This window comes from Actinomycetospora lemnae (genome assembly GCF_028737315.1).
Classification (GTDB): Bacteria; Actinomycetota; Actinomycetes; order Mycobacteriales; family Pseudonocardiaceae; genus Actinomycetospora; species Actinomycetospora lemnae.
In genome coordinates, this window is the sequence record NZ_JAQZAO010000002.1 from 102,986 (window position 1) to 121,161 (window position 18,176).

Below are 18,176 nucleotides of genomic sequence, written 5' to 3' on the forward strand. Positions count from 1 at the left end.
CTCAGTCCTCCTCGTCCAGCTGCCGGCGCAGCCCGACGACGAGCTCGCCGAACTCCGCGGTGGCCTCGACCTCGACCGAGCGCGGCCGGGGCAGGTCGATCGGGGTGACGGACCGGATGCGTCCGGGCCGCGGGGTCAGCAGCACGACGCGGTCGGCGAGGAACACCGCCTCGCTGATCGAGTGCGTCACGAAGACCACCGTCGTGCCCGAGACGGCGTGGATGTGCTGGAGCTCGAGGTTCATCCGGTCGCGGGTCATCGCGTCCAGGGCGCCGAACGGCTCGTCCATGAGCAGCACCGACGGGTCGCAGGCCAGGGCGCGCGCGATCGCCGCCCGCTGGCGCATCCCGCCGGAGAGCTCGCGGGGATAGGAGTCCTCGAACCCCGAGAGCCCGACGGTCGCGCACAGCTCGGCCGCCCGGGTTCGCCGCTGCGCCTTGGACACCCCGCGCAGCTTGAGCGGCAGCGCGACGTTGTCGAGCACCGTGAACCAGGGGAAGAGGTTGGCCTCCTGGAACACGAGGCCGAACTCCGCGAAGACCGTGTCGTCGCGCCGCCCCGCGACCCAGGCGGGCCGCTCCCCTGCCTCCACCGTGCCCGCGGTCGGCGCGAGCAGGCCCGACAGCACCCGCAGCAGCGTCGTCTTCCCGCACCCCGAGCGCCCGACCAGCGAGACGAACTCGCCCCGGCCCACCTCGAGGTCGATGTTCGACAGGGCGTGCACGTCCCCGCGCCGCGTCGCGTACGTCTTGTCGACGCCCGCGACCCGCAGCCCGACGGCGCGGGAGCCCATGGGCTCGGCGGTGTCGCCGGGCGCGTCGAACTCGTCGCGCCGGACGGGTGGTGGGGTCCACGTCGGCGTGGTCGCCGTGGGGGTCTGCTGCGTCGTCATCGCCGCCTCCTCAACCTGGTGCGGTGCGTGTGTCCGGTCGGCGTGGTGCGGGTCAGGACGGCCCGGCGGGCGCGAGCGTGGTGTCGAGCCACCGGTTCGGGTCGAGGCCGGCGGGCAGCTGCCCGACCCCGACGATCTCGCCGTAGGTCTGCTGCCAGCGCTGGGGCGAGATGCCGGTGAGGCTCTCGCCGGCGGTGTAGGAGTCGACGTAGGCGGCGAGCGCGAGGCGGGCGGTCTCCGGGTCGCGCAGCGCGGGCACCTGGTACTTCGCGCCGATCGCGGCCATCGTCCCGGCGAAGCCGTTCGCCTCGTCGGCGACGATGAACCGCACCGCGTCGTCGATCGCGGCGAGGTAGCGGCGCAGCTTGTCCTGCTCGGCGGGGTCCCGGGCGGTCTGCGCCGACGTCGCGTAGATCTGCGAGCCCGCCGAGATCGACTGGTTGGGGTCGAGGACGACGGCCTGGGGACGCGTGCGCTGCAGGAGCACCGCGGTGTCCAGGGAGACCATGTAGCCGTCGATGCGGCCCGCGGTGAGCAGGTCGAACACGCCGGGCGCGAGCCCGACGACCTGGCGCCGCACCTCGGCCGGGGGCACGCCGGCCGAGGCGGCGAGCAGGTCGAGGGTGATCGAGCTCGTCCCGCCCTCGGACGGGGTCCCGATGAGCTTGCCGCGCAGCTGGGCGGGCTGGGTGATCGGGTCGTCGTCCGCGGACACCACGCGGATCGTGCCGCGGTGGATGACCTCGCCGATCCCGACGAGGGGCGCCTGACGGTTCCCCGCCGCGATCATGGTCTCGATGTCGCCGATGCGGCTGATCTCCGCGGACCCGGCCAGCAGCGTCTGGATCGCCGGCGCGGAGCCCTGGGTGGCCTCGAACCGGACCTCCAGCCCGCGGGCGGCGAAGAACCCGCGCGTGTCCGCGATCAGCTCCGCGGCGTAGGAGAGCGACTCGATCGGCAGGATGTTGAGGAACGTCATCCGCTGCCGGCCGTCGTCGGTGGTGTCGCCCTCCCCGCACCCGGCCAGGACCGCGCAGGCGACGAGCAGGCCGGCCAGCATGCGCACCCACGGTCGGCGGCTTCGGCTGGTGGTCATCGGGGGGCCTCCTCGCGACGGTGCGATCGGGGGGTGGACGAGCCGGGGGCGGGCCCGCGGCGGAGGAGGAACTCCTCCGCGGTGCCGCCCAGGACCGCGGCCCGCTCGGCGGGGCCGAGCGCCGCGAGCAGACGGGCGGTGCCGTCGCCGTGGACGTGGGGGTGGTCGCCCGCGTACATGACGAGCCGCGCCGCGCCGATCACCGCGAGCGCGTCGGCGAGCTCGGCGGGGTCGGTCGGCAGGTGGGCCGGGGTGGCGGTGAAGCGGACCTGCTCGTGCAGGTACGTCGACGGCGGGCGGCGCACCCACGGCACCTCGCGCCAGATGCCCTTCCACTCCTTGTCGAGCCGCCAGAGCAGCGGCGGCAGCCAGGAGAACCCGCATTCGGCGACGACCACGCGCAGGGTGGGCAGGCGGTCGAGGACCCCCTCGACGACGAGGCTCGTGAGCTGGGCCTGGGCGAGGTGGCCCTGGGAGAGGTAGTCGGCGAGGTAGGTGTGGGTGAACCCGGTGGGCGTGGCGGCGCTCCCCGCCCGGCCCCACGCGTGCAGGGTGACCGCGAGCCCGGTCTCGGCCGCGGCCTCGAGGACGGGCAGGAAGCGGCGGTGGCCGTAGCGGTGGTCGTGGCCGCGGACCGGGAGCAGCACCTGGACGAACCGCGGGTCGCCGGCCCGGCGGTGGATCTCGGCGACGGCCGCCTCCGGGTCGCCGGACGGCACCGCCACGCCCCCGCGCAGCCGGTCGTCCCGGTCGAGGAAGTGCTCGACGACCCAGTCGTTGAGGGCCCCGCACAGGGCGGCGTCGTAGTAGGGGTTGCGGCTGACGTCGAAGGCCGAGGTGGCGCTGAGCACCGCCGTCCGCACCGGCACCCCGCCCGGGGCGGGCACGTCGAGCACCCGCTCGCGCAGCGTCGCGACGTCCGCCGGCGCGGGGCCCTCGGTGGCACCGGGCGGGTAGGCGCCGGCCTGGGCGGGGTCGAGGCGCAGGGCGGCGCCCTCCGCGTAGTCGCGCCAGAACGGCGCGAGGTAGGGCATCAGCGCGTCCAGCGACGCCGGCGCGACGTGGGTGTCGGTGTCGACGGCCCCGCTCACCGCGTCCGCCGCCGTCACGACGCCCCCTCCGGCAGGTCGACGCCGTAGAGCGCCGCGCCGGTGCGCGCCATCATCGGTCGGCGCAGGTCCGCCGGGAGCACACGCAGTGCCGTCACCGGGTCGTCGAAGTCCCAGTGCGGGTAGTCCGAGGCGAACAGGATGCGGTCGGAGAGCCCGCTCTGGCGGATCGTGACCGCGAGGTGCTCCAGGTTCTCCGGCTCGTCGATCGGCTGCGTGGTGAACCAGCACCGCTCGCGCACGATCTCCGACGGCGGGCGTTGCAGCCACGGCACGTCGTCGGCGAACCGCGCCCAGGCCTCGTCGAGGCCCCACAGCGTCGACGGCACCCAGGTCAGCCCGCCCTCGACGAGCACGAGGCGCAGTCCCGGCACGGCGTCGAACACGCCCCCGGCGACGAGCGTGGTCAGCGCCATCGCCATCGCGTTGCCGTACCAGCCGTGCTGCTCGAGGTAGAACGACGGCCACCCGTCGCCGCGGTGGCCCTCGGTGCCGCCGAGGTGCATCCCGATCGGCAGGCCGGCCTCGGCCGCGGCGGCGAACACCGGGCGGTACTTGGCGTCGGTCAGCGGCAGGTGCGTGCCGCTGGGGAAGAGCACCTGGACGAAGCGGGGGTCCCCGGCGCGGCGCTCGATCTCGGCGATCGCGTGCTCGGGCGACTCGTGGGCGAGGCAGATGCTGGCGCGCAGGCGCGGCTCGGGATCGAGGAAGTCGGCGACGAGGACGTCGTTGAGCGCGCGGCACAGGGCGGCGGCGTAGGCCGGTTCCTCGGCGCCCCAGGTGTGGCCCTGCAGCGGGATGAGCACGCCGGCGGCCACGTCGTAGGGGTCGATCAGCTGCTCGCGCAGCAGCCCGAGGTCACTGCCCGGGGGCCCGGAGGCGGGGTGGGAGTCCGCCCGCATGCCCCCGTTGCGGGTGCGCGGGTAGATCGCCGGCGGGGCGGCCCCGCGCACGCCGAAGCGCTCGTAGCGGCGCCGCCACGGCTCGGGCAGCTCGCGGACCAGCCGCTGCGGGGTGACGGCGGGGTGGATGTCGGCGTCGACGATCGGGGTGCGGGACTTGCGGCGCGGCCGGGTCGCGGTGCCGGGCGGGGCGAGCGTGTCGGTCACGGTGTCTCCTCCACCCCGGTGACCGGGGCTGCTGTTCGACGGGCCGAGGTGTCGACGACGACCACGCGGTCCTCCACGGTGACCGCGTAGGTGTCCGCGACGTAGGGGCCGGGGACGCGGCCGGTCGCGGGGTCGGGCGCGGGAACGGTGGCGTGATCTCCCGGCAGGACCTCGGCGGGGTAGCTGCGCACGGGCGCCTCCCCCGGGCCGAGGAACGACTGGCCGGTGGTCACGTCGTACTCCCAGCCGTGCCAGGGGCAGGCGACGAAGAGCCGGTCGGGGTCGAGCGCGACCTCGCCGGGCGCGCCGGCGCTGGCGAGCGGCGCGACGCGACCGCGGCACAGCGGGCCGCCCTGGTGCGGGCAGTGGTCGGCGAGCGCGTAGTACTCGTCGCCGACGCGGAACACGCCGATCGAGCGCCGCCCGACCTGCACGACCCGGTGCTCGCCGGGGGCGAGCTCGTCGGCCCGCATCACCGCGACCCTCATCGGTCCTCCCCCGCAGCCGTGTCCGTCGTGTCCGTCGTGTCCGTCCTGTCCGTCGGGTCGGCCCGGTCCAGCAGCTCGACGACCCCGGCCGTCGCGTCGAGCCGGATGCGGTCGCCGGTGCGCAGGACCGCGACGGGGTCGGCGTCGAGGTCGGCGAGGGCGGGCACGCGGGTGACCACGGCCCCGAGCGCCGCCTTCGTCGTCGTGACCGCGAAGACCATGCCGATCGGGGCGGTGCCCAGCAGCCGGGTGGTCTGGAAGAAGCCCGACCAGCCCGAGGAGCCCTTGGCGCCGGGGAAGACGAGGATCTTCCCGGTGAAGCAGACGCCGGCCAGGGGGTGGCGGGCCTCGATGATCGTGCCGGTGGCGGGGTCGATGCCGCCCCAGCCGGAGATCGTCTCCGGGGAGACGAGCGCCTCGCCGGTGACGACGCCGGGGACGACGGTGCGCCCGCGCAGGACGACGCGGCTCCCGGTCGCGGGCTGCCGGAGGTCGGTCACCGCAGCTCACCCCGCCAGCGACCGGTCACGGCGGCGTCGACGCACTCCGCGGTGGTGCCGAACCACGCCTCGATCCCGAGGATCGCGGGCAGGTAGTGCGCCTGCTTGGCCGAGTCGGTGGCGAACACCCGGGTGCCGGTGGGCGCGGTCCGCGACATCGCCGGGCACGAGTCGGTGAGCACCCGCCCGCCGGCGGCCTCGATGACCGCGGTGTACCCGGAGCGCTCGGCGACGGCAGCCAGCGCCCGCGGCGCCATGATCCACAGCTCGGTGCCGTCGGCGAGACGCCGGCCCTCGAGGGCGCGCGCCGCGTCGCGGATCTGGTCCAGCGAGGCATGGGGGCAGCCGAGCAGGACGAAGTCGACGTCCTCGCTCGTGCCCTGGTCGTTGAGCCGCTCGTGGGCGGCGCGGCGCTCGGCCGGCCCGAAGACGACGGTCTCCCGCGGCGGCCGGCCCCCGAAGGCCGTCTCGGTGGTCGGGGCCTCCGGGGTCACGCCGGGGACGTGGTAGAGCTCCACCCCGCCCGACGACGCCGCGGCCGCGCCGAAGTGCTTGATGTCGGTGAGGTCGGGCAGCGCGAGGTCGCCGGTGACGACGGGCCGGCCCTCCTGGACCGCGTCACCGACCGCGTAGCCGAGCAGGCCCCAGTCGAGGAAGCTCGCGACCGGGGTCTCGACGCGCACGTGGTGGGTGCCGCGGCGCTCGTCGTCGCGGTGGTTGCCCCAGCACGGGATCCGCCCGGTCAGGCTCGCGGCGCCGGTGGAGGCGCCGCCCTCGCAGTTGGTCCGGGCGCCGAGCACGCTGTTGGCGTAGACGACCGCCGAGGACTCCATCCACGCGCAGTGCTCGCCGCGCACCGGGAGGTTGCCGACCTGGTAGGGCGTGCAGGTGGCGAGCACCGAGACCCCGCGGGCCCCGACGAACGCCTCGGCGTCGTCCTGCAGCGCGACCATCTCGGGGGCGTACGGGACGACACCGACCGCGTCGCGGCCGAAGCCGTGCTGGAGCTGGCACGTCGGGACGGCCATCGGCGGGATCGGCAGCGTGTCGTCGGCGTCGAGGTTGATGATCGAGAACGCCCGGTCCCAGCCGCCCTCGGCGACCAGGCGCGCCTTGACCGGCGAGGGCTGGGTCGTGGTGCCCGCGACGTTGCGGACGTCGCACAGGCGCTCGGCGTCGAGTGCCTCGCCGTAGCGCACGAGCAGGTCCATCGCGGCCGCCACCGCCGGACCCTCGTCGCCGTCGCGCAGGCGGCGGTCGTCGTCGGTGAGGATCATCGTCGGTCGCCTCAGTCCTCGACGTTGGGCCGGATGCGGGCGGTGAGCTCCGCGACCCGGTGGGTCGGGACGTCGTGGACGGTGCCGTCGGGGCCGGTGAGGTCGAGGACGTGCGCCGCGGCGTGGCCCATCGCCGCGCACGGGCCCATCACCCGCACGCTGGAGAGCGCGGCGGCGTCCCCGTCGACGCAGCGGCCCGCGACCACGAGGTTCGCCGTGTCCGGGGGCGTCATCGCGCGCAGCGGGACGTAGTGCAGGTGGTCGGGCCCGAAGGTCTCCCAGACGTAGCCGGACGGGGTGTCGTGCAGCTCGATCGGCCAGGCGGTCCGGGCCACCGCGTCGGGGAAGCGGGTGCCGGCGCGGACCTCGTCGACGGTGAGCTGGTGCGCCGCCGCGACCCAGCGGGTCTGCCGGCGGCCGGGCAGCCCGTAGGAGCGCACCGACGCCTTGCCGAACACCTCGGGGAACTCGGCGCGCAGGAACGCCACCACGCGGTCGGCCTGCGCCTTGCCCTCGAGCTGCGCCTCGGCGGCCGCGATCGGGTCGAGCGGGGCCTCGATGTGGGTCATGTTGAGCACCGCGGTGCCGCGGCCCGGGAAGTAGAAGGCGAGGCCGTCGTGGCGGCGCAGCCCGTACTCGGCGGCCTTCGCCGCGACACGCGCCGCGAGGTCCGCCGGCTCGGGCGGGTCGGACTCGTCGAGGTGCTCGACCACCAGTTGCTGGCTGCCGTAGATCTCCCGCTCCGGCAGCCGGCAGGGCAGGCCCGCGGCCCAGCACAGGGCGGCGTCGCCGCTGGCGTCGACGAAGCCGTGGGCCCGGACGTCGACCGCGCCGTAGCGGGTGGCGAACCGGGCGCCGAGGACCCGCTCGCCCTCGCGGTCGACGCCGACCAGCGAGGCGCCGGTGAGGACCTTGATGCCGTGCTCGCGGACGGTGTCCTCCACCCAGCGCCCGAGCCGCACCTCGTCGTAGCCGACGGTGATGGTGTGGCCGACGCGGTAGAAGAGGTCGCCGCTCGCGCCGAGGTCGGTGAAGATGTCGTCGAGCAGGCCGTAGGTGAGCCGGCGGTGCTCCGGGGCGTTGCCGAACGCCCCGCAGAACAGGCCGATCAGCGAGTTCACCATCTGCCCGCCGAGCACCGGCAGCGCGTCCACGAGCACGACGTCGCGGCCGAGGCGCGCCGACTCCACGGCCGCCGACAGCCCGGCGATGCCGGCCCCGACGACGCAGACGTCGGCGTCGACCCGGTGCTCGGCGGGGTCGGCCGGGTGCAGGAGCGCATCCCGCACGACGGTGCGGACCGGGAGGTCGGTGAGCGGGTGCGGCATGCGTCACACGCTAGGAAGGGACACCGAGCGCGCGGAAATAGCGATTCGCGCTGCCTCACCATCAACCGCGTTGATGGTGGGTGACGGTCAGACCTCGGCGCCGAGCTCGACGAGGAGCTCGCGCAGCCACCGGTGGCCGGGGTCGCCGTCGAGGTCGGCGTGCCACCAGAACCGCTCCCGGATCTCCGCCGCGGCCGGGGCGCGCTCGGACGCCGGGCACTCGCGCACCACGAGGCCGAGCCGCGGTGCGACCTCCCGGGCCAGCCGCTCCTGCACCAGCGCGACCCGGTCGGTGCCGGCCACGAGGTGGGGCACCGCGAGGTAGCTCTCGACGCGCACCCGGGTGTCGGGCTCGATCCCGAGACGGGCGAGCTCGCGGGTCATCGGCACCGCCGTCGAGAACCCCCGGTCGGGCGCGAACGGCACCACCCAGGGCAGGACGGCCAGCGCGGCCGGGGTGAGCTCGTCGTCCGCGGCGGGGTGGTCGGCGTCGAGCAGCAGGACCCACCGGTCGCGGAAGAGCTCCACCGACCGCAGGTCAGGACGGTCGAAGCGCGGCGACGGCGGCGCCACCACCCCGTCGATCAGCCGGCTCGTCTCGCCGATGTCGGCGGTGAACGCCTCCCGCACCAGCCGCAGCCGCAGCTCCACGCCCGGGGCACGCGCCGCGAGCGCCGCCGAGAGCGCCGTGCCGAGCACCGCGATCGTGTAGTCGGCCAGCAGCAGCGTGAAGCCGCGCCGGGTCGTCGCGGGGTCGAAGCGCCGTCCCGTGCCGAAGAGCCGTTCGGCCGCCGCGCACACGCCCTCGACCTGCTCCGCCAGCTGCGCGCCGAGCGGCGTGAGCACGTAGCTGCCGTGGTGCCGGGTGAGCAGCTCGTCGTCGAAGTGGCGGCGCAGCCGGGAGAGCGCGGCGCTCGCGGCGGGCTGCGTGACCCCGACCCGCGCGGCCGCCCGCGTCACGTTGCGTTCGCGCAGCAGCTCGCGCAGTGACACCAGCAGGTTGAGGTCGAGGTTGGCCAGGTGTGACGACGACGGTGCCCGCACCCGCCCAGCGTGGTGTCCCTCGCGCGGACGCGGAAGGCCATCCGCGGCATCGATACCGCGCGTGAGCTCCTCGTCAGGCCTGCGGGTCGGCCCCGCCCGCGCCCGAGACCTCGTCGCCGGCGCCCGTGTCGGTGCCCTCGGCGCTCTCCCCGCCGTCCGACGCCGCCGACGCGTCGCCGGGCAGCAGGGCGGCGAGCGCCGACCCGGTGACACGGCGGAAGGCGCGGCGGGGACGCCGGGACCGGTCGAGCACGGCCACCTCGAGCGCGTCCACACCGAGGACCTCGCCGGCCGACGAGGTGGACGACGAGGACGAGGACGACGAGGAGCCCGACGACGACCCGTTGGCCGACTGCAGCGCCTCGAGGGCGATGCGCAGGGCGTCGCGCATCTCCAGGTCGGCCTCGTACGAGCCGCGCAGCGCCGCGCTGATCGGCTCGGTGGTGCCGCCCATGACGACGAAGCGGGGCTCGTCGGAGATCGACCCGTCGTAGGTGATCCGGAAGAGCTTGTCGCGCTCGGGCGTCTCGCCGACCTCGGCGACGCAGAGCTCGACCTCGAACGGCTTCTGCTGCTCGATGAAGCTCGCGCCGAGGATCTGCGCGTAGGCGTTGGCCAGCGAGCGCCCGGAGACGTCGCGCCGGTCGTAGGTGTAGCCCCGCACGTCGGCGTAGCGGATGCCGGCGGTGCGCAGGTTCTCGAACTCGTTGTACCGGCCGACCGCGGCGAACCCGATCGAGTCGTAGATCTCGGAGACCTTGCGCAACGAGTTCGACCGGTTCTCCGCCACGAACAGCACGCCGCCGGCGAACGTCAGCACGACGACGCTGCGGCCCCGCGCGATGCCCTTGCGCGCGAGGTCCGAGCGGTCGCGCATCAGCTGGTCGACCGACGCGTAGAACGGCATCGTCATGGCGGGGAGCGCTCCTGGGTCTGTGCTCGGGGGTGGGGTCTCGGGGGTGGGCGTCAGCCGCCGGGCCGCTCGCGGCGCCCGGCGACGACGGCGTCGGCGACCGCGCCGACCTCGTCGTCGGTCAGCATCGTCGCGCCCTCGGCGTCGATCGTCACGACCACCGGGTTGATGCCCCGGATGGTGTCGGGCCCGCCGGTGGCCGAGTCGTCGTCGGCGGCGTCGTAGAGCGCCTCGACGAGGGTGCGGACGACGTCGTCGCGCGAGCCCTGGGGATCGTGGCGCTTCTTCAGCGCGGACTTGGCGAACAGCGAGCCGGAGCCGACCCCGGCGTAGTGGGTCTCCTCGCTGCGGGTGCCGACGACGTCGTAGGAGATGATCCGGCCGGCGCGGGCCGGGTCGGTGGCGTCGACGTCGAACCCCACGAACAGCGGGACGAACGACAGGCCCTGCATGGCGGCGCCGAGGTTGCCCCGCACCATCCCGGCGAGCTTGTTCGCCTTGCCGTCGAAGGTGAGCGGGACGCCCTCGAGCTTCTCGTAGTGCTGCAGCTCGACGGTGAACAGACGGACGGCCTCGACGGCCATGCCCGCGGTGCCCGCGATGCCCGCCGCCGACCAGTCGTCGGTGATGAAGACCTTCTGCATGTCGCGCGACGAGATGAGGTTGCCCATGGTGGCGCGCCGGTCACCGGCGATGGCGACGCCGCCGGAGAACGTCGCGGCCACGATCGTCGTGCCGTGCGCCGCGGTGGTGCTCCCGCCCGGACCGGCCTGCTCGGCCGTCACCGGCCGCGCGCTCGCCCCGGGCAGCAGGTCGGGCCGGACCTCCCGCAGGAAGTCGACGAACGAGGCCGTCCCCGCGTGGAAGTAGGCCGGGGGCAGGGCCGACGAGGGCTCCATCGGTGGGGCGCTCCTGTGCAGTCGGATCGGGGGTGGGTCGGGCTGACGGATCGGGCTCACCGATCGGGGCGATCGGGATGATGAAGCGCCGCCCCCGGGCCCGGCGCGACCGGGCCGCGGGGGCGGCGGACTCTCTGGGGACCGAACGGAGGACGGACCTCCGCCGGGAGGTTACTGGCCGCCCTTCTGGACGTAGGCGCGGACGAAGTCCTCGGCGTTCTCCTCGAGCACGTCGTCGATCTCGTCGAGGATCGTGTCGACGTCCTCACCGAGCTTCTCGCGGCGCTCCTGGCCGGCGGCGGTCGTGTCCTCGCCGCCGTCGCCGTCGTCGCCCCCGCCCTGCCGCTGGGTCTGTTCCTGCGCCATGGCTGCCTCCCGGGTCTCGGTACTGCGCCGTGAACACTACCGATCGTCCGGGCGCTCCGCCCGTGTCCCGCGTCGATCCCGGGCCTATCCCCGCGTCAGCGCCTCGACGAGCGCGGTGGCGTCGGCGGAGTTGTCGATGAGCTCGCCGACGTGCCCGCGGGTGCCGCGCAGGGGCTCGAGCGTGGGGATCCGGACGAGCGACTCGCGGCCCAGGTCGAAGATCACCGAGTCCCACGACGCGGCGGCCACCTCGGCGGGGTAGCGCTCGAGGCAGCGCCCGCGGAAGTAGGCACGGGTGTCCTCCGGCGGGTTCGTCACCGCCGCGCGGACCTCCTCCTCGGTGACCAGGCGCTTGATCGACCCGCGGGTCACCAGGCGGTTGTAGAGCCCCTTGGCCTGCCGCACGTCGGCGTACTGCAGGTCGATGAGGTGCAGCTTCGGCGAGTCCCAGGGCAGGTTGTCGCGCTGCTGGTAGCTCTGCAGCAGGTTGAGCTTGGCGACCCAGTCGAGGCGGTCGGCGCAGCGCAGCGGGTCGGTGTCGAGGTCGTCGAGGACCTCCTGCCAGGTGTCGAGCACCTCGCGGGTCATCGGGTCGATCTCGCCGTCGCCCGTGGTCTCCTCGTGCTTCCAGGCCCGCTCGAGGTAGGCGCGCTGGATGTCGAGCGCGGTCATCTTGCGGCCGTCGGAGAGGTCGACCAGCGTCTTCAGCGTCGGGTCGTGGCTGATGCGGTGCACCGAGCGCACCGGCTCGAGCAGGCGCAGGTCGTCGAACCGGACGCCGGCCTCGATCATCGAGAGCACCAGCGCGGTGGTGCCGACCTTGAGGAACGTCGAGTACTCCGCGAGCGTCGCGTCGCCGATGATGACGTGCAGGCGCCGGTACTTGTCGGCGTCGGCGTGCGGCTCGTCGCGGGTGTTGATGATGCCGCGCTTGAGCGTGGTCTCCAGCCCGACCTCGACCTCGATGTAGTCGGCGCGCTGCGAGAGCTGGAAGCCCGGTTCGTCGCCGGACGGCCCGAGCCCGACGCGGCCCGCGCCGACCACGACCTGCCGCGAGGCGAAGAACGGCGTCAGCCCCGTGATGATCGTCGGGAAGGGGGTCTGGCGGGCGCAGAGGTAGTTCTCGTGGGAGCCGTAGCTCGCGCCCTTGTTGTCGATGTTGTTCTTGTAGAGCTGGATGCGCGGCGTGCCGGGCACGGTGGCGGCGCGCTCGGCGGCGTCCTCCATCACCCGCTCCCCCGCCTTGTCCCAGATCACGGCGTCGCGTGGGGTGGTGACCTCGGGCGCGGAGAACTCCGGGTGCGCGTGGTCGACGTAGAGCCGCGCGCCGTTGGTGAGGATGACGTTGGCGGCGCCCAGGTCGTCGAGGTCGCCGGCGTCCGGCGGCGGGCCGGCGCTCGGCCCGAGGTCGAAGCCCCGGGCGTCGCGCAGCGGCGACTCGACCTCGTAGTCCCAGCGTGCGCGGCGGGCGCGCGGGACGTCGGCGGCCGCGGCGTAGGCCAGCACGATCTGCGTGGACGTGATCACCGGGTTCGCCGCCGGGTCGCCGGGGACGGAGATGCCGTACTCGATCTCGGTGCCCATGATGCGGCGCGCGGTCATGCCTCGACCCTAATTGCGTCCGGCGCCCGGGGCCCGTTCCGGCCCGATGTGTCGAGCTCCGCTCCGCTACGTCTCCGGGCGGGCGCCCCGCCACAGGACACCGAAGACGACGGCGGCGAGCACCACCGCGCCGGCCATCGTCGCCGCCATCGGCACGGCGGTCCGCCCGCCCGCGAGCCCCACCAGCGGCGCCGTGCCCGCCCCGACGAGGAACTGGGCGGTCCCCAGCAGGGCCGAGGCGCTGCCGGCGTGCTCGGGGTGGTCGGCGAGGGTCAGGGTCGTGGCGCTGGGCAGGACGAGCCCCACCCCGACGACGGTGACGACGAGCCCGGCGATCACCCCGGCGAGCCCCGCACCGAGCACCGCCGACGTGAGCAGCACCCCGGTGCCCACCACGGCGACCCCGAGCCCGGTCACGAGCAGGCGCTCCGGGCGCACCTTCCCCGAGCCCGCCAGCCGGCCCGCGACCTGCACCGAGGTCACGATCGCCACCGAGTTCGCCGCGAACACGCCCGAGAACCCCTGCGGCGAGAGCCCGTAGAGGTCCTGGAGCACGAACGTCGAGCCCGAGATGTAGGCGAACATCGCCGAGAACGTCAGGCCCGCCGCGAGCACGCACGCCACCACCCGGCGGTCGGCCAGCAGCACGCGGAACGACGCGATGGTCGCGGCCGCGCTCCCCGCCCGCCGGCGCGAGCGCGGCAGCGACTCGCGCACGAGCACGAGCACCGCGAGACCGGTGAGCACCCCGTACACCGCGAGGACCACGAACACCCCGCGCCAGCTCGTGACGCGCAGGAGCTGCCCGCCGAGCACCGGCGCGACGATCGGCGCCACCCCGCTGACCAGCATCAACGTCGCGAACGAGCGGGCCGAGGTCGTCGCGTCGCTGGTGTCGCGGACCACCGCCCGCGCCACGACGATCCCCACCGCGCCGAGCAGCCCCTGCGCCAGCCGCAGGCCCACGAGCACCTCGACGCTCGGCGCCACCGCGCACAGCACCGACGCGACCGCGAACCCCGCCGCGCCGATCAGCATGGGGCGCCGCCGGCCCAGCACGTCGGACAGCGGTCCCGCGACGAGCTGTCCGAGCGCGAGGCCGACGAGGCACGAGGTCAGCGAGAGCTGGGCGACCGACGGGCTCGTCGCGAGGTCGGCGGTGAGCGCCGGCAGCGCCGGGAGGTAGGTGTCGAGGCTCAGGGGCGCCGCGGCGGTGAGCGCGCCCAGGACGACGAGACGCGCCCGGTGGGCCCGGCGCGTCACGGCGGGCTCGGTCACGAGGCCTGCTCGTCCTCCGCCGTCAGCCAGCGCATGAGGTGCTCGTGGACGTCCGGGTCGTTGAGCAGGTGGAAGTGGTGCGACGAGGTGAGCGGCTCGACGTCGGCCACCGCGCCGCCGGCGGAGTCGACGGGCACGAGCAGGTCGCCCAGGGCGTTGGCCAGCGGGTGGTGCGCCGAGCTCGTGACGCACGCGGCCACGGCGTGGTGGGAGGCGTGGGCGAGCAACGGCACCTCGGTGTCCGACACCCCGGCGACGAGGTCGCGGATGCCGGCCGAGCGCCGGTCCAGGAACTCGCCCCACGTCCTGATGCCCGGCGCCAGCTCCGCGCCGCTCCGTGCCGCGAGCGACCGCGACCACCGCGAGAGCTGCGTGGCGATCTGGTCGACGCGGTGGGCCAGCGGCGCCCCGCGGTGCGGCGAGCCGAGGTAGATCATCCGGCGCACGGCCCCCACCCACGGCTGCCCGGTGCGCACGGCGTGGTGGCACGCGTGGCGCAGCACCAGCCCGCCCATGGAGTGCCCGACGAGGTCGAGGCGCGCCACCTCCTCGGGCCAGCGCCGCCACAGGTCGGTGAGCAGCAGGGACAGCGCGACGCCGTTGTCGGCGATGGGCAGTCCGGTGTTGTAGCGCACGAGCAGCGGCGTCGCCCCCGTCGCCGACGCGACCCGCTCGGCGTACCCCTCCCCCGCGCTGGCCTCGCCGTAGAGGCGCCAGGCGTGCTCGGTCTCGCCGAGGCCGTGGACGAAGAGCACGAGGCGGGTGAGGTCGCGCTCCGGGTGGTCGCACACCACCGCGCGCAGCGCCTCGGGGTCGCCGGGGAGCTCGGCGTGGGGGTCGTCGTCGGCGACCGTCGCCGTGTAGAGCGTCATCGGGACCGCGAGGTCGTTGTCGAGGGCGACCATGTGGTCGCCGACCAGCCCGTTGACGGCCCCGGTGAGCACCGCGCCCGTCGGCGTGCCCGTGACGGGGCGCCACTCGCCCGGACGGGCCAGGGCGGCCGCCGCCCCGATCCCCCGCCCGGCGAGGTGGGAGATGCCGCGCACGGCCGCGTAGACCCCGGTGCTGATGCCGTCGTGCATCACCTGCACGGGCTTCGACGCCCGCCCCAGCCCGACGCGGCGCAGCACCCCGAAGACGGTGCCGGAGATCGCCTCGTGGGTGCCCTGCACCGGACGCGAGATGATGTCGACGGCCTCCGACGCGACACCGGCCGCCCCGCGGACCTCGTTGCGGTCCTGGCGGGACGGCCGGGGCGACTCGTCGGTCATGGCCTACACGGTACCCACTGTCACAGGTACCGGCCGGTCAGAGGTACTGGCCCGTGTTCGACGCCGTGTCGATCTCCTTGCCCTGCGTCGCACCCTTGCCGGTGACCAGCGTGCGGATGTAGACGATCCGCTCGCCCTTCTTGCCCGAGATGCGGGCCCAGTCGTCCGGGTTGGTGGTGTTCGGCAGGTCCTCGGACTCGGCGAACTCGTCGACGACGGCGTCCAGCAGGTGCTGCACGCGCAGGCCCGGCTGCGAGCTCTCCAGCTCGGACTTGATCGCCGACTTCTTCGCCCGCCCGACGATGTTCTCGATGACCGCGCCGGAGTTGAAGTCCTTGAAGTACAGGACCTCCTTGTCCCCGTTGGCGTAGGTGACCTCGAGGAACCGGTTGTCGTCGGTCTCGGCGTACATCCGCTCGACGACCCGCTCGATCATGCCCTCGAGGCACGCCGCCCGGTTGCCGCCGAACTCGTCGACGTCGTCCTCGTGCAGCGGCAGCCCGTCGATCAGGTACTTCGAGAAGATGTCCTGCGCCGCCTCGGCGTCGGGACGCTCGATCTTGATCTTCACGTCGAGCCGCCCCGGACGCAGGATCGCGGGGTCGATCATGTCCTCACGGTTCGAGGCGCCGATGACGATGACGTTCTCGAGCCCCTCGACACCGTCGATCTCGCTGAGGAGCTGCGGGACGATCGTCGTCTCGACGTCGCTCGAGACACCCGAGCCACGCGTCCGGAAGATCGAGTCCATCTCGTCGAAGAACACGATCACCGGCGTGCCCTCGGACGCCTTCTCGCGGGCCCGCTGGAAGATCATCCGGATGTGCCGCTCGGTCTCGCCGACGAACTTGTTGAGCAGCTCCGGGCCCTTGATGTTGAGGAAGTGCGCCTTGACGTCGCGGCTGTCCTCGCCGCGCGTCTCGGCGACCTTCTTCGCCAGGGAGTTCGCCACCGCCTTGGCGATGAGCGTCTTGCCGCAGCCGGGCGGGCCGTAGAGCAGCACGCCCTTCGGCGGGCGCAGCTGGTAGGTCCGGAAGAGGTCCGCGTGCAGGAACGGCAGCTCCACCGCGTCGCGGATGGAGTCGATCTGCCGCGAGAGCCCGCCGATGTCGGTGTAGGCGACGTCGGGGACCTCCTCGAGGACGAGCTCCTCGACCTCGGCCTTGGGGACCTTCTCGTACGCGTAGCCGACGCGGGTGTCGACCATCAGCGAGTCGCCGGCCTTGAGCTCCGGCGCGCCGTCGGCGAGCAGCGAGTCGGCCAGGTGGACGATCCGCTCCTCGTCCGCGTTCCCGATGATCAGGGCGCGGTTGCGCGTGCCGTCCTCCTCGGTGAGGACCTCGCGCAGCGCGACCACCTCGCCGATGCGCTCGTACGTGCCGGCCTCGACGACGGTGAGCGCCTCGTTGAGCCGCAGGGACTGCCCGCGGGTCAGGTCGGCGATCTCCACCGCGGGCGACACCGCGACGCGCATGCGGCGTCCGGAGGTGAACACGTCGACCGTGGAGTCGTCGTGCGCCTCGAGGAACGTGCCGTAGCTCGACGGCGGCTGCGCGAGCCGGTCGACCTCCTCGCGGAGGGCCACGAGCTGGGCGCGGGCCTCCTTGAGGGTCTCCGTGAGCTTGTCGTTCCGCTCCGTCAGCTGCGCGACGCGCTGCTGCGCCTCGCCCAGCCGCTGCTCCAGGATGCGCGCGTGCCGCGGGGATTCGGTCAGCTTGCGACGCAACAGCGCGACCTCGTCCTCGAGGAAGCGCACCTGTGCTGCCATGTCCGCCGAGCCACGGTCGTGTTCGCGGTCCCGGCCGTGGTCGGATCGGCCCCTGGGGTCGTCGTCAGTCGTCACGGCGCCCTCCTCCGCTACTCCGTGGCGCAACCGTACCCGCGAATCGAGGTGTCCGTGGAGTAGCGTCCCGGTGACGGAGTTCTCACGCGCCCCCCTTGCGCCACGTCACCCAGGGTGATTCCTCCAGCACCTCGGGGCCCTGTTGTTCACGCAGGGTCAGCCCCGGCTGGGGCGGCGCTGGACGCGGGGCGGCGTGACGCCGTCGGCGAGTCGCCGGGCGGTCAGCAGGAAGGCCGTGTGGGCGATCATCCGGTGCTCCGGACGCACCGCCAGGCCGACGCTGTGCCACGGGCGCACCATGGCCTCCCAGGCCTGCGGCTCGGTCCAGCACGCCTGCTCGCGCAGCGCCTCGGTGAGCGTCGAGAGCTGCGTCGTCGTCGCCACGTAGCCCACCAGCACGCCGCCGGGGACCAGCGTGTCGCGCACGACCGGCAGCACCTCCCAGGGCGAGAGCATGTCGAGCACGATCCGGTCCGCGGGCTCGCCGGGGTCGTGGTCGGCGAGGTCGGAGACCCGCAGGTCCCAGTTCTCCGGGCGCTCGCCGAAGAAGCGCTCGACGTTCGCCACCGCGTGCTCGGCGTGGTCGGGGCGGATCTCGTAGGAGCGCACGTGCCCCTCCGGCCCGACCGCGCGCAGGAGGCTGCAGGTCAGCGCCCCCGACCCGGCGCCGGCCTCGAGCACCCGCGCGCCCGGGAACACGTCCCCCCACATGAGGATCTGCGCCGCGTCCTTCGGGTAGATCACCTGCGCGCCACGCGGCATGGCCAGCACGTAGTCGGGCAGCAGGGGCCGCAGGGCGAGGTACGGCGTGTTCGCGGCAGAGTGCACGACGCTGCCCTCGGGGGCGCCGATGAGCTTGTCGTGGGCGATCGCACCCCGGTGCGTGTGGTAGCTCTGCCCGCGCTCGAGCACGAGGGAGAAGTGCCGGCCCTTCGGGTCGGTGAGCTGCACCCGGTCGCCGGGGCGGAACGGGCCGCTGCGGGCGGGGCCGCGCTCCTCGTCGACGGGCTCGGCGGCCTCGCTCCCGGTCACCTCGGAGGCGGCGTCGTCCGGGACCCCGGTGACCTCCGCGGCCTCGACGGCGGCGGCCGTCTCGTCGGCCCGGGCCTCCTCGCTCTGCACGGCGAGCCACCCTAGGCACCGGCTCGCGCGGGCCGGAGC

Annotated in this window: 17 protein-coding genes; all 17 read right to left on the reverse strand. The window is 74.3% G+C overall.

The annotated features are described in order from the left end of the window. Position 1: 1 nt before the first annotated feature. Positions 2 to 892, reverse strand: a complete 891-nt coding sequence (locus PGB27_RS04205) for an ABC transporter ATP-binding protein (RefSeq protein ID WP_274199099.1) — start codon at positions 890 to 892, stop codon at positions 2 to 4. Positions 893 to 944: 52 nt separating this feature from the next. Then, positions 945 to 1,988, reverse strand: coding sequence for an ABC transporter substrate-binding protein (locus PGB27_RS04210; protein WP_274199100.1), 1,044 nt, complete (start codon positions 1,986 to 1,988; stop codon positions 945 to 947). Beyond that, positions 1,985 to 3,097 carry an amidohydrolase family protein gene (locus PGB27_RS04215; protein WP_274199101.1) on the reverse strand — a complete coding sequence of 371 codons (1,113 nt, stop codon included), beginning with the start codon at positions 3,095 to 3,097 and terminating at the stop codon, positions 1,985 to 1,987. The genes PGB27_RS04210 and PGB27_RS04215 overlap by 4 nt, the downstream gene beginning before the upstream one ends. Continuing rightward, positions 3,094 to 4,206, reverse strand: coding sequence for an amidohydrolase family protein (locus PGB27_RS04220; RefSeq protein WP_274199102.1), 1,113 nt, complete (start codon positions 4,204 to 4,206; stop codon positions 3,094 to 3,096). Before PGB27_RS04220 ends, PGB27_RS04215 begins: the two co-directional genes overlap by 4 nt. Beyond that, positions 4,203 to 4,694: a Rieske (2Fe-2S) protein gene (locus PGB27_RS04225; RefSeq protein ID WP_274199103.1), complete on the reverse strand. Its 492-nt coding sequence runs from the start codon at positions 4,692 to 4,694 to the stop codon at positions 4,203 to 4,205. Before PGB27_RS04225 ends, PGB27_RS04220 begins: the two co-directional genes overlap by 4 nt. Then, on the reverse strand, positions 4,691 to 5,194 hold the full coding sequence (locus PGB27_RS04230) for an aconitase X swivel domain-containing protein (protein ID WP_274199104.1): 504 nt from the start codon (positions 5,192 to 5,194) through the stop codon (positions 4,691 to 4,693). The genes PGB27_RS04225 and PGB27_RS04230 overlap by 4 nt, the downstream gene beginning before the upstream one ends. Beyond that, entirely contained in the window at positions 5,191 to 6,471 is a 1,281-nt protein-coding gene (locus PGB27_RS04235; RefSeq protein ID WP_274199105.1) for an aconitase X catalytic domain-containing protein, read from the reverse strand. Before PGB27_RS04235 ends, PGB27_RS04230 begins: the two co-directional genes overlap by 4 nt. An 11-nt stretch (positions 6,472 to 6,482) precedes the next feature. Next, the gene (locus PGB27_RS04240) at positions 6,483 to 7,799 is read right to left on the reverse strand and encodes an FAD-dependent oxidoreductase (protein WP_274199106.1); all 1,317 of its coding nucleotides are present in this window, start codon (positions 7,797 to 7,799) and stop codon (positions 6,483 to 6,485) included. Positions 7,800 to 7,886: 87 nt separating this feature from the next. Next, positions 7,887 to 8,843 (reverse strand): LysR family transcriptional regulator, encoded by a 957-nt coding sequence (locus PGB27_RS04245; protein WP_274199107.1) that lies wholly within the window; start codon positions 8,841 to 8,843, stop codon positions 7,887 to 7,889. 73 nt (positions 8,844 to 8,916) lie between these two features. After that, on the reverse strand, positions 8,917 to 9,756 hold the full coding sequence (gene prcA / locus PGB27_RS04250; protein WP_274199108.1) for a proteasome subunit alpha: 840 nt from the start codon (positions 9,754 to 9,756) through the stop codon (positions 8,917 to 8,919). Positions 9,757 to 9,809: 53 nt separating this feature from the next. Next, positions 9,810 to 10,655 carry a proteasome subunit beta gene (gene prcB, locus PGB27_RS04255; protein WP_274199109.1) on the reverse strand — a complete coding sequence of 282 codons (846 nt, stop codon included), beginning with the start codon at positions 10,653 to 10,655 and terminating at the stop codon, positions 9,810 to 9,812. 171 nt (positions 10,656 to 10,826) lie between these two features. Then, positions 10,827 to 11,021, reverse strand: coding sequence for a ubiquitin-like protein Pup (locus tag PGB27_RS04260; protein WP_274199110.1), 195 nt, complete (start codon positions 11,019 to 11,021; stop codon positions 10,827 to 10,829). Between the two features lie 84 nt (positions 11,022 to 11,105). Then, complete coding sequence (gene dop / locus PGB27_RS04265; protein WP_274199111.1) at positions 11,106 to 12,623, reverse strand: depupylase/deamidase Dop; 1,518 nt, start codon at positions 12,621 to 12,623, stop codon at positions 11,106 to 11,108. Positions 12,624 to 12,689: 66 nt separating this feature from the next. After that, entirely contained in the window at positions 12,690 to 13,901 is a 1,212-nt protein-coding gene (locus PGB27_RS04270) for a multidrug effflux MFS transporter (protein WP_274199112.1), read from the reverse strand. After that, positions 13,898 to 15,172 (reverse strand): esterase/lipase family protein, encoded by a 1,275-nt coding sequence (locus PGB27_RS04275; RefSeq protein WP_274199113.1) that lies wholly within the window; start codon positions 15,170 to 15,172, stop codon positions 13,898 to 13,900. The genes PGB27_RS04270 and PGB27_RS04275 overlap by 4 nt, the downstream gene beginning before the upstream one ends. 37 nt (positions 15,173 to 15,209) lie before the next feature. Then, positions 15,210 to 17,015: a proteasome ATPase gene (gene arc / locus PGB27_RS04280; RefSeq protein WP_274199114.1), complete on the reverse strand. Its 1,806-nt coding sequence runs from the start codon at positions 17,013 to 17,015 to the stop codon at positions 15,210 to 15,212. A gap of 156 nt (positions 17,016 to 17,171) precedes the next feature. Then, positions 17,172 to 18,047 carry a tRNA (adenine-N1)-methyltransferase gene (locus PGB27_RS04285; protein WP_274199602.1) on the reverse strand — a complete coding sequence of 292 codons (876 nt, stop codon included), beginning with the start codon at positions 18,045 to 18,047 and terminating at the stop codon, positions 17,172 to 17,174. Positions 18,048 to 18,176 lie beyond the last annotated feature (129 nt).

What these genes read in the sequence shown, in the direction of transcription:
- prcA (WP_274199108.1), bottom strand. Translation starts at nt 9,756, where the DNA reads ATGACGATGCCGTTCTACGCGTCGGTCGACCAGCTGATGCGCGACCGC.
- PGB27_RS04260 (WP_274199110.1), bottom strand. Translation starts at nt 11,021, where the DNA reads ATGGCGCAGGAACAGACCCAGCGGCAGGGCGGGGGCGACGACGGCGAC.
- PGB27_RS04225 (WP_274199103.1), bottom strand. Translation starts at nt 4,694, where the DNA reads ATGAGGGTCGCGGTGATGCGGGCCGACGAGCTCGCCCCCGGCGAGCAC.
- PGB27_RS04205 (WP_274199099.1), bottom strand. Translation starts at nt 892, where the DNA reads ATGACGACGCAGCAGACCCCCACGGCGACCACGCCGACGTGGACCCCA.
- PGB27_RS04240 (WP_274199106.1), bottom strand. Translation starts at nt 7,799, where the DNA reads ATGCCGCACCCGCTCACCGACCTCCCGGTCCGCACCGTCGTGCGGGAT.
- PGB27_RS04235 (WP_274199105.1), bottom strand. Translation starts at nt 6,471, where the DNA reads ATGATCCTCACCGACGACGACCGCCGCCTGCGCGACGGCGACGAGGGT.
- PGB27_RS04275 (WP_274199113.1), bottom strand. Translation starts at nt 15,172, where the DNA reads ATGACCGACGAGTCGCCCCGGCCGTCCCGCCAGGACCGCAACGAGGTC.
- prcB (WP_274199109.1), bottom strand. Translation starts at nt 10,655, where the DNA reads ATGGAGCCCTCGTCGGCCCTGCCCCCGGCCTACTTCCACGCGGGGACG.
- PGB27_RS04210 (WP_274199100.1), bottom strand. Translation starts at nt 1,988, where the DNA reads ATGACCACCAGCCGAAGCCGCCGACCGTGGGTGCGCATGCTGGCCGGC.
- dop (WP_274199111.1), bottom strand. Translation starts at nt 12,623, where the DNA reads ATGACCGCGCGCCGCATCATGGGCACCGAGATCGAGTACGGCATCTCC.